Origin of the sequence: Saccharothrix ecbatanensis, assembly GCF_014205015.1 — a bacterium.
In the GTDB taxonomy this organism is placed as follows: Bacteria; Actinomycetota; Actinomycetes; order Mycobacteriales; family Pseudonocardiaceae; genus Actinosynnema; species Actinosynnema ecbatanense.
Map to the genome: position 1 here is coordinate 6,557,480 of NZ_JACHMO010000001.1, position 13,532 is coordinate 6,571,011.

A 13,532-nucleotide genomic window follows, 5' to 3' on the forward strand; every position below is an offset into this window, starting at 1 on the left:
GGTTGCCGGGAAATAGTGCAAACGGTTCCTCAATGAAACAGACCGAGGTGGACGTCCCACACCGAGCGGGCGGCGTTTTCCCAGGTGAACGCCTCGGCGCGGGTCCGACCCAGTGTGACCAATCGCCCAAAAAGGGCGGTATCGGACAGCACCGTGCGCAACGCGGACGCCAACGCCGCGCGGTCACCCCGCGGAACCACGATCCCCGCCCCGCCGGCCACCTCCACCAGCGCCGGAGCGTCGGAGTGGACCACCGGCACGCCGGCCGCCATCGCCTCCACCACCGGCAGCCCGAACCCCTCGGCCAGGCTCGGCGCGGCCAGCACCGCCGCCCGCCGCAGGACAAAGGCGAGCTGGGCGTCGCTCAACCGTCCCAAGAGGTGGACGTGCGGCGCGCGCAGGTCGACCCCGCCCCACCCCTGCGGCCCGACCACGACCAGCGGCACGCCCAGCTCCTCGGTTGCGGACGCCACCAGGTCGAACCCCTTGCGCGGCTCGATCGTGCCGATCGCCAGGACGTAGCGCGGCGGCACGTCCACCGCTTCCTCCGCCGGGAACGCCGTGACCCCGTTTCCCACCACGTGGACCGGGACCGGACCGGGCGCGTACCGCCGCAGCTCGTCCGCCACCACCGACGTCGGCACCACGATCGCACCCGCCCGTGACACGGCACGGCTGATCACGCGCTGGTGCCACGCCACCCCGCGCGGCGTCAGCGTGGACGGGTGGGTCCACGGCACGGTGTCGTGCACGGTCACCACGACCCGCCCACGCGGCGGCGCGAACGGCGTGAACGCGTGCACCGAGTCGCCACCGGGCCAGTACGGCACGCCCCGCTCCCACGCCGCGATCAGCGCACGCCGGGGCAACGGCAGCACGCGCGGCCCCTCCACACCGGGCACGACGGCCGCCGACACGTCCGCGTGCCTGCTCACCACCCCCGTCACGGTCCAGCCGTCGGGCGCGGCGGCGGCGAGCGCGGCGGCCAGCTCGCGGGTGTACCGGCCGGTGCCACCCGGCACCGGAGCCAGCAACTGCTCGGTCAGCACAACCAGTTCGGGCACGTCGCGTACCGTCTCACGCCGTGTCGATCCCCAGCACGACGGTGGTCGTGGTGACGTGGCGGGGCCGTGCGCACATCACCGCGTGCCTCGACGCCCTCGCCCGGCAACGTCCACATAGGACACTTGTGGTGGACAACGCGTCCGACGACGGCACGGCCGACCTGATCGCGGCCCACCCGAGCCGTCCGGAGGTCCTGCGCCTGCCCGTCAACCGGGGTTACGCGGGGGGTCTCGCGGCGGCGTTGCCGCGGATCACCACGGAGTACGTGGCCTGGCTGAACGACGACGCGATGCCCGACGACGGCTGGCTGGCCGCCCTCGAAGACGCCCTCGACGCCACGCCCGACGCCGCCGCCGCGACCCCGTCCATGGTGCTGGCCGACGGCTCGACCCAGTCGGTCGGCGTCCGGCTCACCGCCGACGGCCACGGCGCCGACCTGGTGCTGGCCGGTCGTGAGGTGTTCGGCTTCTGCGGCGGCGCTGCCCTGGTCCGACGTGCGGCGCTCGACCACGTCGGCGGCGTCCCCGGCGAGTTCTTCTGCTACTACGAGGACACCGACACGGCGTGGCGGCTGCGGCTCGCCGGTCACCGGGTGCTGTCGATCGGCCCGGCCCGCGTCCACCACCGGCACGGCGCGAGCACGAACCCCGGCTCCCGTCTCTTCCACCGCTGGAACGAGCGCAACCGGCTGCTGATGCTCCTGCGCTGCGCGCCGCTCGGGACCGCGCTGGGGCAACTGGCCAGGTTCGCGGTGATCACCGCCCTGCTGCCGTTGCGCCGGAACTCCCCGGACGCCGAGAACTTCCGCGTACCGCTCCGGCTCCAGGTGCTGCTCGAAGTTCTGGCGAGGCTGCCGACCACGCTGATCCACCGCGCGAAGATCGGCAGACGTGCGAAGGTGTCGAGGCGCGTGGTGTGGCGCGAGTGGGCGGGGCGTTAAAGGGGGAGAGCTGGTGGTCGAGCGCGCGCTGGTGCGGGTGTTCCGCGACCGCGAGCCGATCGGTGTCGGCTTCCTCGTGTCCGAGGACATGATCCTGACCTGCGCACACGTCATCGGTGACGAAGACGAGGTCGAAGTCGACTTCCCCGTCTTGGGTGAGACCGTGCGGGCACGCGTGGTCCACCGCCCGGAAGGCGTCGACGCCATCGGCCTCCGGCTCGACCGCACCCCGACCCGCGCGCGAGCCGTCCGGGTGGTCGCCGAGGACGACATCCGCGACCACCGAGTGCGCACGTTCGGCGTGCCGGACCGCCGTCCCGACGGCGTGTGGTCGCAGGGCGTGGTGCGCGGCGTGATCGCGGGCGGGCGCATCCACATCGAGGACGACCGCACGCACGGCCTGCCGATGCTCCAGGGCTTCAGCGGCGGCCCGGTGATCGACGACGACCTGGGCGCGGTGGTCGGCATGGTCGTCGAGGTGGAGGCACGCCGCGAGCACCGCATCGGTTACGCCCTGTCCGGCGCCGCCTTGCACGACGCGTGGCCGGAACTGGCCGCGATCACGAACCAGCCCAGCCCGTTCCGCGGCCTGGAGCCGTTCCAGCCGGGTGACGCCGAGTACTTCTTCGGTCGCGCGGAACGCGCGCGTGAGCTGAAGGAGCGGCTGGACCGCGACGGCGTCCTGGTCGTCACCGGCCCGTCCGGCTGCGGCAAGTCGTCCCTGGTCCTGGCCGGTCTGGTGCCGGCGCTGCCGGAGGTGGTGATCGTCCGCCCGGCCACCGGCAGCTCGCCGTGGGCGGCGCTGGCGACCGCGCTCGGCGCCGAGGACATCACCGCCGACCGCGTCGAGGACGCCGTCAACCGCCTGATCATCCGCAAGGACCTGCGCCGCCTCACGCTCGTGGTCGACCAGTTCGACGAGGCCCTGACCCGGTTTCCGGACGAGTCGGCCGACCTGCTCGACGCCCTGCTGGACACGGCCGCGTCCCACCACCACACGCCGCGCGTGGACGTCGTGGTCACGTCCACGACCGAACCGCTCAACCGCCTGCTCGCCGACCCGAAGTTCGGCTCACGGCTCGCCGGTCACACCGCCACGCTGGGCGCACCGAGCGCTGCCGAACTGCGCGAAGCCGTCGAAGGCCCGCTCGCCGAGCCCGGCATGCCGGTGTTGCAGAAAGGCCTGGCCGACGCGGTCCTGGAAGACCTCCAGAACGAGCGCAACCCGTTGCCGCTGTTGGAGTTCACCCTCACGCTGCTGTGGGAACGGCAGGACCGGGGCGTGTTGACCCACGACGCGTACCGGGAGCTGGGCGGCGTCGCGGGCGCGGTGTCCACGTACGCCGAACAGGTGTGGCAGCGCTTCGACCCGGACGAGGTGCGCCGCGTGCTGACGCAGCTCGTCAGCCCGCTGGACGACGGTCGTTTCGTGCGCCGGGCCGTGCGGTCCGACCAGCTGGGCGGTATCGCGCTCGACCTCGCCCGAACCCGCCTCGTCACCCTCGGACCTTCCACTGTGGAGTTGGTGCACGAGTGCCTGGTGCGGCACTGGGACCGGTTGCGCGGCTGGGTGGAGGAGGACCGCGAGTTCCGACTCTGGCAGGACGAGGTGGACCGCCAGGCCGCACGCTGGCAGGACACAGGGGAACGCGCCCTCCTGATCCGGGGCAAGGCGCTGCGCCGCGCCAAGACCGTCTACCAGGAGCGGCGTGACGACCTCACCGACCGGCAACGCCGGTTCCTGGAAGCGAGCAACAACGGGTACTACCGGCGGATCGCCGTGCGCGCGTGTGCCGTCAGCCTGGTGTTCAGCCTGACCGTGTCCACGATCTACGCGGTGAGCAGGTTCATCGGCCAGCAGGGCGACGCGGACGCCGACCGCGTCGTGGAGACGCTGCTCGACCGCGCCCGATCCGCCTACGCGGCGCCGGAGCTGATCACGACCACGGCCCTCGCCTTCCGCACCGTCGACAACGTGAACACCAGGCAGGCCCTACGCGGTCTGGCCCGCTCCCTGCGGCACGCCGAGGTGGTGATCCCCGGCGCGTCCCTGCCCAACCTCACCGGCACGCGGATCGCCGAGTACGGCGACCGCGGCGAGCTGGTCGGCCTGTGGGACGTCACCACCTCGCCGGCCAAGAGGGTGGACGTGGAGGACGGCGGCCACGACGTGATCTGGCTGACCGAGGACCGGATCGCCGACCACGGCCCGAGCGGCGACGTCCACATCCGCGACGCGCGCACCGGGCAGGTGGTGCACACGGTCGAGGCGCGGGCCGACGTGATGGCGGCCGACTCCACCGGCCGCTGGCTCGCCCACGCCACCCTCGGCGCGACCGAGGTGCACGTGGTCGACCTCGACCAGGACGTCACCTGGACGGTCGCCTCCCCCGCCGAGGTGCAAGGCGACCGTCAGAGGCCGCCCGGCACGGCGACACTCAGTGACGTCCTCGCCGGCGGTGAACCCGTGGTCGACGTCGACGACAAGCGGCTCGCGCTCTCGCCTGTCGGGTCGCGGGAGGTGCCCTCCGTCTACCCGAACAAGGCGATCACCCGTGCCGAACCGGTCACGGTCCAGTGCGTCGGTGAGGAGCTGGTCATGCAGCGGCTGCCCGACAAGGCCGCGCTGGAGAGCGTCAACCCCGGCGCCGGCGAGTGCGTGAGCGGCACGTTCAGCCCGGACGGCACGGCGTTCGCGGTGATCAAGCGGCCGTCGTCCGGCGTGGACCAGCTGTGGCTCGGCTCGCCGAAGTCCCGGACGGGCATCACCGTGCCGAAGTCGGCGTGGGTGCACAGCGTCGCGGTCGAGGACTCCGGCGCGTACCGGGTCGTGCTGACGTACGGCCCGCAGTCGCTGGTGCTCCGCGTGCCGCCCCCGGACGGCTTGGACCAGGCGTTGCGGGGCGCCGAGCGGGTCGAGATCACCCCGGACGGCGCACACGCCGTGCTGTTCCGGCAGTCCGGCCGGGTCGAGGTCTGGCGCACCGCCGACCGCTCCCGCGCGGCCGGGGTCAGCGCCGGCAGGTGGCACCCGGACGACTCCGTGCGCACCTCCTACGCCCTGTCTCCGGACTCGAAGACGCTGGCCACCCGCGACGGCGACTCCCCCGTGGTCAAGCTGTGGAACCTGCCCGACCTCGCGCCGCTCGGCGACCTCACCGCGCCCGGCTCCGACCGTGAGCACGGCCACACCACCCTCCAGTTCCTGGAGGCCGACCGCTTGCTCACCCACCGCGTCGACCGGCTCGGCGTCTGGGAGGCGCGCACCGGCAAGCCCGTCGGCGAGCCGATCGCCCTGACCGACGGCATGACCCCGTTCACCGCGCCCGTCGGCGAGGACGAGGTGGTCATCGTCACCGGTGACCTGCGCGTGCGCCGCTACTCGCTCATCGACGGCCGCGAGGTGCCCGGCTCGGAGTTCTCCTACGGCGACCCGACCTCGTCGTCCGCCAACCGGGTCGCGACGGACGAGGACGGTGAGCTGGTCGCCCTCTACGCGGACAACGCGGTGCAGGTCTACGACCTGGAGACCGGCGAGCTGGAGGACCGGCTGGACGTCCCGGACAAGCTCTCGGTGAGCCGGCTGCGGTTCCGCGCGGACCCGGACGACGTCGAGGTGACCATCGGCGACCCGCACGCGAGCGGCGGCCAGGTGCTGCTCTGGAGCCGCAACCTGATGTGGGGTCTGCCGGCCCTGCTCGGGCGTCCCGACATGAGTTCCGAACGACTGCCCGGACCCGCCGCGCCCGGTTTCGCCGACGCGGGCGGCCTGGAGTCCGCGGACCCGGCGGTGTGGCTCGGCGAGGTGTGCGACGTCGCGCGGCGCAGCGGGTTGACACTGGAGGCCGACCGGCCGTCCGGGTCGTTCGAGGGCGCTATCTGCTGACCATCGCTACTGCTGAGCATGAGGAGTGAAGTGGCCGAGTACGTCGAGGTGCGCACGGAGGACGGCGATCTGGTGCCGTTCGAGGTGGACGAGGAGTACGACGGCCCGGTGCGCGCCGGTCGCCGGTGGGACGCGGCCGTCGACCGGGCCGAGGAGACGTTGGAGAGCGGCATCGAGCGGGCGCGGAAGGTCGCCCGGTCGGTGGCGGCGAAGATCGGCGACATGCCGTCCCCGCGGCCGGACCGGGTCGCCGTGGAGATCGGCCTCAAGGTCAGCTCCAGCGCCGCGCTGGCGATCGCCAAGTCGTCCGCCGAGGCCCACGTCAAGATCACCGTCGAGTGGCTCCGGGACAGCCTGCCCGCTTCGGCCCCGGTCGAGGACGAGGAGTCCACGAGGGAATCGGACGGTGACGTGGAGGCGTAGGACACCTTGACCACACGCTGCGGAGCGTGATGAGGCAGAGTTAGCCCGTGGAGCAAGGAAGCCTGCCTGACGTATCGGTGGTCATCGTCAACTACCGCGGCGCCGACGACACCATCACCTGCCTGCGCTCGTTGTCCGGCGACCTGCGCTACCCGGCGGACAAACTCCAGGTCATCGTGGTCGACAACGCCTCGGGTGACGGCAGCGCGGACCGCATCCGGGCCGCCGCGCCGAACGCCGAGGTGATCGAGGCGCCCGACAACCTCGGCTTCGCGGGCGGCTGCAACCTGGGCGTCCGGAGCGCGCGCGGCTCGGTCGTCGCGTTCCTCAACAACGACGCCCGCCCGCACCCGGACTGGCTGCGCGAGGCGGTGCGGGTGCTGCGCGTCGAGCCCGCCGTGGGCGCGGTGGCGAGCAAGGTCCTGGACTGGGACGGCAAGGCGATCGACTTCGTGGACGCCGGCCTGACGTGGTTCGGCATGGGCTACAAGCGGCACGCGGGCACGCCGGACGACGGCACCCACGACACCCCCCGTGACGTGCTGTTCGGCACCGGGTCGGCGCTGGTCGTGCGGACGTCGGTGTTCCGCGAGCTGGACGGGTTCGACGAGCGGTTCTTCATGTTCTACGAGGACGTCGACCTCGGCTGGCGGATGAACCTGCGCGGCTGGCGCGTCCGGTACGTGCCGACGTCCCTGACCTACCACAAGCACCACGCCTCGATGTCCACTGTGGACAGTAGCCGTGAGCTGTTCCTGTTGGAGCGCAACGCGCTCGCCGCGCTCTACAAGAACTTCTCGGACGAGACGCTGGCCAAGGCGCTGCCCGCCGCGCTCGCCCTGGTCGTCCGCCGGGCCACCGCACGAGGCGAGATCGACGCCACCCAGCTGGAGATCACCCGCCGCCCGGAGAACCCCGCGAACGACCGCGCGCCGGTGCCCGTGTCGCGGGAGGCGCTGGCCGGGTTCCTCGCGATCGACCAGTTCGTGGAGCTGCTGCCGTCGCTGGCCGAGTCGCGCAAGACCGAGCAGGCCGCGCGCCGGGTCTCGGACGCCGACCTGGTGCCGTTGATGCGCAAGGCGATGGAGCCCGCCTACCCGCTGCCCCGCTACCTGGCCGCGCACGACGTGCTGGTGGACGTGTTCGGGCTGGAAGAGGTGTTCGGCCGGCCGCGCCGGGTGCTGGTGATCACCGGTGACGCCATCTCCGAGAAGATGGCCGGCCCCGCGATCCGGGCGTGGAACATGGCCGACGTGCTGTCCGGCGAGCACGAGGTCCGGCTGGTCACGGTCAACCCGCTGTGCGCGCCGCCCGAGGCGTCGTTCCCGGTGTTGAAGGTCCAGCGACGGGACCTCAAGCCGCAGGTCGACTGGGCCGACGTGATCGTGTTGCAGGGTCACGTGCTGGAGTTCGCGCCCTGGTTGAAGGAGCGGGACGACACCAAGATCGTGGTCTGCGACATCTACGACCCGATGCACCTGGAGCTGCTGGAACAGAGCAAGGACAACACCGACGAGAAGCGCCACAAGGACCTGCTCGGGATCACCACCGTGATCAACAACCAGCTGGCCCGCGGCGACTTCTTCCTGTGCGCGTCGGAGCGGCAGCGGCACTTCTGGCTCGGCCACCTGACCGCGTTGGGCAGGCTCACACCCACCCTGTACGACAACGACCCGACGGTGCAGTCGCTGCTCGCCGAGGTGCCGTTCGGGCTGCCGGGCAAGCCGCCGCAGCGCACCGGGCCGGGGCTGCGGTCGACGTTGGGCATCGCCGAGTCGGACAAGGTCGTGCTGTGGGCCGGCGGCGTCTACAGCTGGTTCGACCCGCTGACGCTGGTGCGCGCGATGGACCGGCTGCGGACCCGCCGGTCGGACGCGCGGCTGGTGTTCCTGGGGATGAAGCACCCGAACCCCGAGGTGCCGGACATGGACATCGCCGGGCAGACCCGCGCGTTGGCCAAGCGGCTGGACCTGGCCGGGTCGCACGTGTACTTCAACGAGACGTGGGTGGCCTACAACGAGCGGCAGAACTGGCTGCTCGACGCCAACGCGGGCGTGACCACGCACTACGAGCACGTGGAGACGACGTTCGCGTTCCGGACCCGGGTGCTGGACTACCTGTGGGCGGGGCTGCCGATCGTGACGACGGACGGTGACTCGTTCGCCGACCTCGTGCGGCGTGAGCGGTTGGGCGTGGTGGTGCCGTCGGAGGACCCGGCCGCGCTGGCCGACGCGTTGGAGAAGGTGATGTACGACGCGGAGTTCGCCGCCGGGTGCGTGGCGCGGATCGCGGCGGTGCAGGAGCGGTTCACCTGGGAGAACGTGCTCGCGCCGCTGACCGCGTTCTGCCGGAACCCGCGGCCCGCCGCCGACCGGTTGCCGGGGGCGTCGTTCATGGTGCCGAACCGGCAGCTCGGGCGGCTGGAGAAGGTGCAGCGGGACGTGGCGCTGGTGAAGGAGTACCTGGACGCGGGCGGTGCGGGCGAGGTGGCGCGGCGGGCGACCGGCCGGGTGCTGAAGAAGTTGCGTGGTCGTGGCTAGGCCGTTGCGGGTGTTGATCGACGGCACCCCCCTGCTCGGACAGCGGACGGGGATCGGCCGGTACACGGCGGCGTTGGCCGAGGAGCTGGCGTCGATGCACGACATCGACATGCGGGCGGTCGCGTTCACGTTGCGTGGTTGGCGTGCGCTGCGGACCGTGCTGCCGCATGACGTGGTCGCGCGCGGGTTGCCGGTGTCGGCGCGGTTGCTGCGGCAGTTCTGGCTGCGCATGCCGTTCCCGCCGGTGGAGCTGCTGGCCGGGCCGACCGACGTCATGCACGCGACGAACTTCATCCTGCCGCCGACTCTGCGGGCGGGTGGCGTGACCACCATCCACGACTTGGCGTTCCTGGACGCGCCGGGCGACCTGCCGCCGTCGGACCGTCGGCTGCCCGAGTTGGTGCAGCAGTCGGCCAACCGCGCGGATGTCATCTGCACGCCGACGCGTGCCGTGGCCGAGGTCGTGATGGAACGGCTGGCCGTGCCGGAGTCGAAGATCGTCGTGACGCCGCTGGGGGTGGACCCGGCCTGGTTCGCCGCGCGGTCGCCGTCACCCGCTTTGCGCACGCGGCTGGGGTTGCCGTCGGAGTACTTGTTGTTCGTGGGCGCCGGTGGGCCGCGCAAGGGCTTGGGGACTTTGCTGGCGGCGCATGCCGTGCGGGCCTCGCTTCCGCCGTTGGTGCTGGCCGGGCCTCATGTGGCGAGTTCGGACGGCCGCGTGATGCGGACCGGGTACTTGAACGACGTCGACCTGCGGAGCGTGGTCGCGGGGGCGGCGGCGTTGGTGCTGCCGTCGCGGGACGAGGGGTTCGGGCTGCCGGTGTTGGAGGCGTTGGCGTGCAACGTGCCGGTGGTGTGCACGGATGTGGCGGCGTTGCGCGAGGTGGCCGGTGGGTACGCGGTGCACGTGCCGGTCGATGACGTGGAGGCTTTGGCGACGGCGATGGTCGACGCCGTAGAGGCCCCTCCCACGCCTGCCGATCAGATGGCGCGGCGGACGCACGCTTCGGAGTTCACGTGGAGGAAGACGGCGGAGAAGACGGTCGCGGCTTATCGGCGTGCCGCAGGGCAGTGAGCGGTGTCGAGGCACTTGTCGCAGTCGTAGCCGGCGGGGTCGAGGACTTGCAGTTCCCGTAGGACTGCTTCGAGGAGCCGTGACGCGCCGCTCAGGCTGAGGCCGAGGACGACCTGGCCCGGTGGTGGGCCGATGGAGAGGCAGACCGTGTCGGTCTCGTCGTCCGCCCACACCCGCAGCGGCGTGTCCCCTCGCACGTGTGCCACCCGAACCTCCACAACACCCTCCTCGATCGACGGAATTTGATTCCGCTAGGTTGCTCGCACTCTCTGCTAGGTGCAAGCTTCACTGGAATCAAATTCCAATCTTCACCTGATCGAGGGAACGCGCGATGACTCCCAAACAGCGCCGCCTGGCCCGCCGCCTCCGCCAACTCCGGGTCAACTCGGGCACATCGCTGGAGGCCGCCGCCAACCACCTGGGCTGCAAGCAGCCGAAGATCACCAAGATCGAGGTCTGCCAGTTGGGTGCGCGGCCCGATGAGGTGCGGATGCTGTGCGAGCTGTACGGGGCGGGTCGGGCCACCGTGGAGAGCATGGTGACCTTGGCGCGTACCGCGAAGACCCGTGGCTGGTACCAGGTCTACGACGAGTCGGCGAACCCCGAGAACATCGACTTCGTGGAACTGGAGACCGACGCCGTCGCGGTGTCCAACTTCGAGATCGACCTCATCCCCGGCCTCTTGCAAACCGAGGACTACGCCCGCGCGGTGTTCAAGGCGGGACTTCCCGACATCAGCGCCGACATCATCGACCAGCGGGTCGAACTGCGAATCGCCCGCCGGCAGCGCGTGCTTGATGGCGACCTGTCGGTGTGGGCGGTCGTCACCGAGGCGGCCTTGATCCGCGCCGTGGGCGGCCGGGATGTACACCTCGCCCAGCTCACGCGCCTTCTGGAAGTCGCCACCTTGCCGAACGTGCAGTTCCAGATCATCCCGACCCGCGCCGGGGAGTACATGGCGATGGGAGTGCCGTTCTGGTGCTTCAGGTTCGACGACAACTACGGCACCGTGGCCTTGGACCACCTCAGCGGCACAACATTTCTCGAAGAAGAGGGGGATGTCGAGCGGTATAGGCTGGCATTCCAGCACCTGTGCAGCACGGCGCTGAGCAAGCAGGACTCGCTTGCCCTGCTGCGCAAGTACATCAAGGAGGAGCACAGCGAATGGGAGCGTCGGAGCTGACCTTCGGGGCGTGGCGCAAGGCCAGCTACAGCGGTGCGAACTCCGGCTGTGTAGAGGTGGCGCACGCCGCCATCACCGTCATCGGGATCAGGGACAGCAAGTCCCCGACCTCCGGCACCCTGACCATCCCCCGCACCACCTGGGCAGCCTTCCTGGCGACCCTGAGGTGACGTCCCTGTCCGCCGTAGCAGCAGCCATACGCGCAGCGGCGGACACCGTCCCCATCACCTTCTTGGGCGAGTCAGCAGACACCGCCGAAGCAGCGGCGTCACTGCTCGCCACCGCGACCGCCGGCACGAACAACCCCGACATCGCCGCCGCCGTCGCGATCTTCACCGAGGCGTACCAGCAAGCCAACGACCTCTACCTCCAAGCCATCGCGCTCAGGGCCGACCTGCACGCCCTAGCCAACCGCCTAGCCTCCCGAGCGGCCCCCGAACCCCCGCCACCACCACCGCCCCACCCGCCAGACCGAATCGACCAAATCCGCCGCTCCCTCCCCTGACGCCCCAGCGGTACCGAAACCCAGGGCAGGTGGCTCGGACCGGGCACTGACACCACGGTGTTGCGCAGCGGTCCAGGCGACGAGTGGTTTGGCAAAGCGCGCGACTTCCTCAAGTCGGCCGGAGCATCGCGGCACGAGCAGTCCCTGGCCACGCACGTAGAGGTCAAACTCGCGGTCAGGATGCGCCACGAGAAGCGGCTGAACGAGACCGTGATCATTGACCGCCAGGTATGCGGACGCCGGCCGCACGACAGGCACCTACCGATCACTTGCGACAAGCGGCTCAAGGACATCCTGTCGCCGGGGTCCACCCTGACGGTGATAGAACGCGACGGAACGCGAGTGATCTACCGAGGAGCAAGATGAGTTTCACCGCCGGATGGGGCGTGTACGACGAGCAGGATCCCAGTGCGGGGGTCCTGATCACCGTCACAACGCCGGAGCAGGTCGACGCCATCGTCGGCCAACTGGCCATGGACACGGCGGACGCGGCAAAGATCGTCCACGATGCCCGCCCGTTGTCGCGCTCGGCGTGGACCGGTGAGATGGGGCCTGATCACCAACTCTGGGCCGGCGTCTGGAAGGGCTACGGCTATCTGATGTACGCCGATCCCGACCATGATCTGTGCCAGCCGGTCGGCGATCCGGAGTCGCCGGTCTACCACTCGGACTCCGACCAGTTCGAAGCCGGCACCGGCATCCTGATCGAGACGTTCACCAAGGCGTTGAAGGAGTTCCTGGTGACGGCTCGACGCCCGACCTGCGTGGAGTGGCGCGACGTCCTGTAAGGCGACGGCCCGGTTCCCGATCTTCCACTTGTCCGGATGTCCGGTGATCGCCTGACATCCGAGCACGCCGACCGCACTTAGTGTCGTGATCACAGTCGGGGCCACGCGTGCCCAGCGCGACTCTGTGATCCCGGAAGGTCGCCCCTGAAATGGTCGTCATCGGCTTGGGCCGTTCGAAGAGCTTGGTCGTCGCAGTCGCCGCTGCCATCGCACTACTACCCGTCGCGGCGTGCGGAACTGACGGTTCTGCCGGGAACGCCTCCGGCGAGGCCGGCTCCGACCGCGCCCAGGCCATCGGGCGTTGGCAGGACGATTTCTGCCCGACCGTGCAGCCGGAGCTGGCGGCCAAGCGCCTGTCGTACTCCAAGTACAGGTTCGGGCCGACGTACCAGGCGATGGGGCACGCGCTGACCCCGAACACCTTCGACTGCGTGGCCACGTTCGAGATCGACCTCCCGCAGCAGAAGCACCCGCAGGACGCCAGTGTGTCGATTGCCATCTACAACCGCAACGAAGAGGCGTGGAGCAGCGTCGAGGAGTACTACCAGAAGCGCCTGAAGGACTGGCTCGCGGTCTACGAAGAACTCGAGGTCGGCAGCCCCGTGTACAAGATCCGCGAAAGGGACGGTGCCCTGAAGCCGTTCCTCGACAAGAAGCTGAACGGTCCGTGGGCGGCGGGCCACGCGTACGCGATCAAGGCCTCCGGGGGGTCCCGCGGATCCATGCTGGCCGCCGTGCGCACCGAGGACTACGCGCTGTTCGTCATGATCGAGACACCGATGGACCCCGAGGTGAGCCAGGCCCTGACTGCCGTCGAGTTCTACGAGAAGCGAGGGGAAAAGCCGCCCGCCGAACTGAGCGAGCAGGGCATCGAGAGCCGACGGATCCTGCCGTTCACGGACGAGGAGATCGCCGAGTGGACGACGACCGAGTACATCACCGCGGTTCACAAGGCGATCGAGGCGAAGCTCGGCGAGTAGCGCGAGACCGGGATTGGCCGTAGTCGTCACGCAAACCCTGACGACGGTCTTGTCCGGCCGGCCGGGCTCGTCCTCGGGGACACCACCCCGTCGAAGCGCCCGGCCTGCGTTGAGTGGCGTGAGGTCCTATGAACGGCCCGCCCGCTG

At 70.5% G+C, this 13,532-nt stretch carries 12 protein-coding genes and 1 pseudogene; 11 read left to right on the plus strand and 2 right to left on the minus strand.

All coding sequences use genetic code 11. From position 1 onward, the window contains the following. Positions 1-29: 29 nt before the first annotated feature. Positions 30-1,064 (minus strand): glycosyltransferase family 4 protein, encoded by a 1,035-nt coding sequence (locus F4560_RS28010; RefSeq protein ID WP_184924813.1) that lies wholly within the window; start codon positions 1,062-1,064, stop codon positions 30-32. A 26-nt stretch (positions 1,065-1,090) separates the two neighbouring features. Here F4560_RS28010 and F4560_RS28015 point away from each other — a divergent pair, with 26 nt between their 5' ends. The 5 genes from F4560_RS28015 to F4560_RS28035 are packed head-to-tail and all read left to right on the plus strand — an operon-like array spanning position 1,091 to position 9,929. Further along, positions 1,091-2,005 carry a glycosyltransferase family 2 protein gene (locus tag F4560_RS28015; protein WP_312869871.1) on the plus strand — a complete coding sequence of 305 codons (915 nt, stop codon included), beginning with the start codon at positions 1,091-1,093 and terminating at the stop codon, positions 2,003-2,005. A 13-nt stretch (positions 2,006-2,018) separates the two neighbouring features. Further along, positions 2,019-5,891, plus strand: coding sequence for an nSTAND1 domain-containing NTPase (locus tag F4560_RS28020; RefSeq protein WP_184924815.1), 3,873 nt, complete (start codon positions 2,019-2,021; stop codon positions 5,889-5,891). 18 nt (positions 5,892-5,909) lie between these two features. Then, entirely contained in the window at positions 5,910-6,314 is a 405-nt protein-coding gene (locus F4560_RS28025; RefSeq protein ID WP_184924817.1) for a CU044_2847 family protein, read from the plus strand. A 47-nt stretch (positions 6,315-6,361) separates the two neighbouring features. Continuing rightward, a complete protein-coding gene (locus tag F4560_RS28030) occupies positions 6,362-8,854 on the plus strand; it encodes a glycosyltransferase (protein ID WP_184924820.1) in 2,493 nt (830 codons plus the stop codon). Then, positions 8,847-9,929 (plus strand): glycosyltransferase family 4 protein, encoded by a 1,083-nt coding sequence (locus F4560_RS28035; protein WP_312869519.1) that lies wholly within the window; start codon positions 8,847-8,849, stop codon positions 9,927-9,929. The genes F4560_RS28030 and F4560_RS28035 overlap by 8 nt, the downstream gene beginning before the upstream one ends. Here F4560_RS28035 and F4560_RS28040 read toward each other — a convergent pair. Beyond that, the gene (locus tag F4560_RS28040; protein WP_184924824.1) at positions 9,905-10,135 is read right to left on the minus strand and encodes a hypothetical protein; all 231 of its coding nucleotides are present in this window, start codon (positions 10,133-10,135) and stop codon (positions 9,905-9,907) included. The two genes, F4560_RS28035 and F4560_RS28040, sit on opposite strands and share 25 nt — an antisense overlap. Positions 10,136-10,260: 125 nt before the next feature. On the opposite strand from F4560_RS28040, the gene F4560_RS28045 reads away from it, so the two are divergent. The 6 genes and pseudogenes from F4560_RS28045 (at position 10,261) to F4560_RS28070 (ending at position 13,385) form a co-directional block, all read left to right on the plus strand. Beyond that, positions 10,261-11,112 carry a DUF5753 domain-containing protein gene (locus tag F4560_RS28045; RefSeq protein WP_184924826.1) on the plus strand — a complete coding sequence of 284 codons (852 nt, stop codon included), beginning with the start codon at positions 10,261-10,263 and terminating at the stop codon, positions 11,110-11,112. Then, positions 11,094-11,282, plus strand: a complete 189-nt coding sequence (locus F4560_RS28050; RefSeq protein WP_184924828.1) for a DUF397 domain-containing protein — start codon at positions 11,094-11,096, stop codon at positions 11,280-11,282. The genes F4560_RS28045 and F4560_RS28050 overlap by 19 nt, the downstream gene beginning before the upstream one ends. Positions 11,283-11,344: 62 nt before the next feature. Further along, entirely contained in the window at positions 11,345-11,617 is a 273-nt protein-coding gene (locus F4560_RS28055; RefSeq protein WP_184924830.1) for a hypothetical protein, read from the plus strand. Positions 11,618-11,635: 18 nt separating this feature from the next. Then, positions 11,636-11,983, plus strand: a pseudogene (locus F4560_RS28060) (DddA-like double-stranded DNA deaminase toxin); the annotation flags it as partial. Continuing rightward, positions 11,980-12,405, plus strand: coding sequence for an Imm1 family immunity protein (locus F4560_RS28065; RefSeq protein ID WP_184924832.1), 426 nt, complete (start codon positions 11,980-11,982; stop codon positions 12,403-12,405). The pseudogene F4560_RS28060 and the gene F4560_RS28065, both read left to right, overlap by 4 nt. A gap of 149 nt (positions 12,406-12,554) precedes the next feature. After that, positions 12,555-13,385 (plus strand): hypothetical protein, encoded by an 831-nt coding sequence (locus F4560_RS28070; RefSeq protein ID WP_184924835.1) that lies wholly within the window; start codon positions 12,555-12,557, stop codon positions 13,383-13,385. Positions 13,386-13,532 lie beyond the last annotated feature (147 nt).

Excerpts from the sequence above, each read along its gene's own strand:
- F4560_RS28045 (WP_184924826.1), top strand. The coding sequence starts at position 10,261 with ATGACTCCCAAACAGCGCCGCCTGGCCCGCCGCCTCCGCCAACTCCGG.
- F4560_RS28070 (WP_184924835.1), top strand. The coding sequence starts at position 12,555 with ATGGTCGTCATCGGCTTGGGCCGTTCGAAGAGCTTGGTCGTCGCAGTC.
- F4560_RS28025 (WP_184924817.1), top strand. The coding sequence starts at position 5,910 with ATGAGGAGTGAAGTGGCCGAGTACGTCGAGGTGCGCACGGAGGACGGC.
- F4560_RS28065 (WP_184924832.1), top strand. The coding sequence starts at position 11,980 with ATGAGTTTCACCGCCGGATGGGGCGTGTACGACGAGCAGGATCCCAGT.
- F4560_RS28050 (WP_184924828.1), top strand. The coding sequence starts at position 11,094 with ATGGGAGCGTCGGAGCTGACCTTCGGGGCGTGGCGCAAGGCCAGCTAC.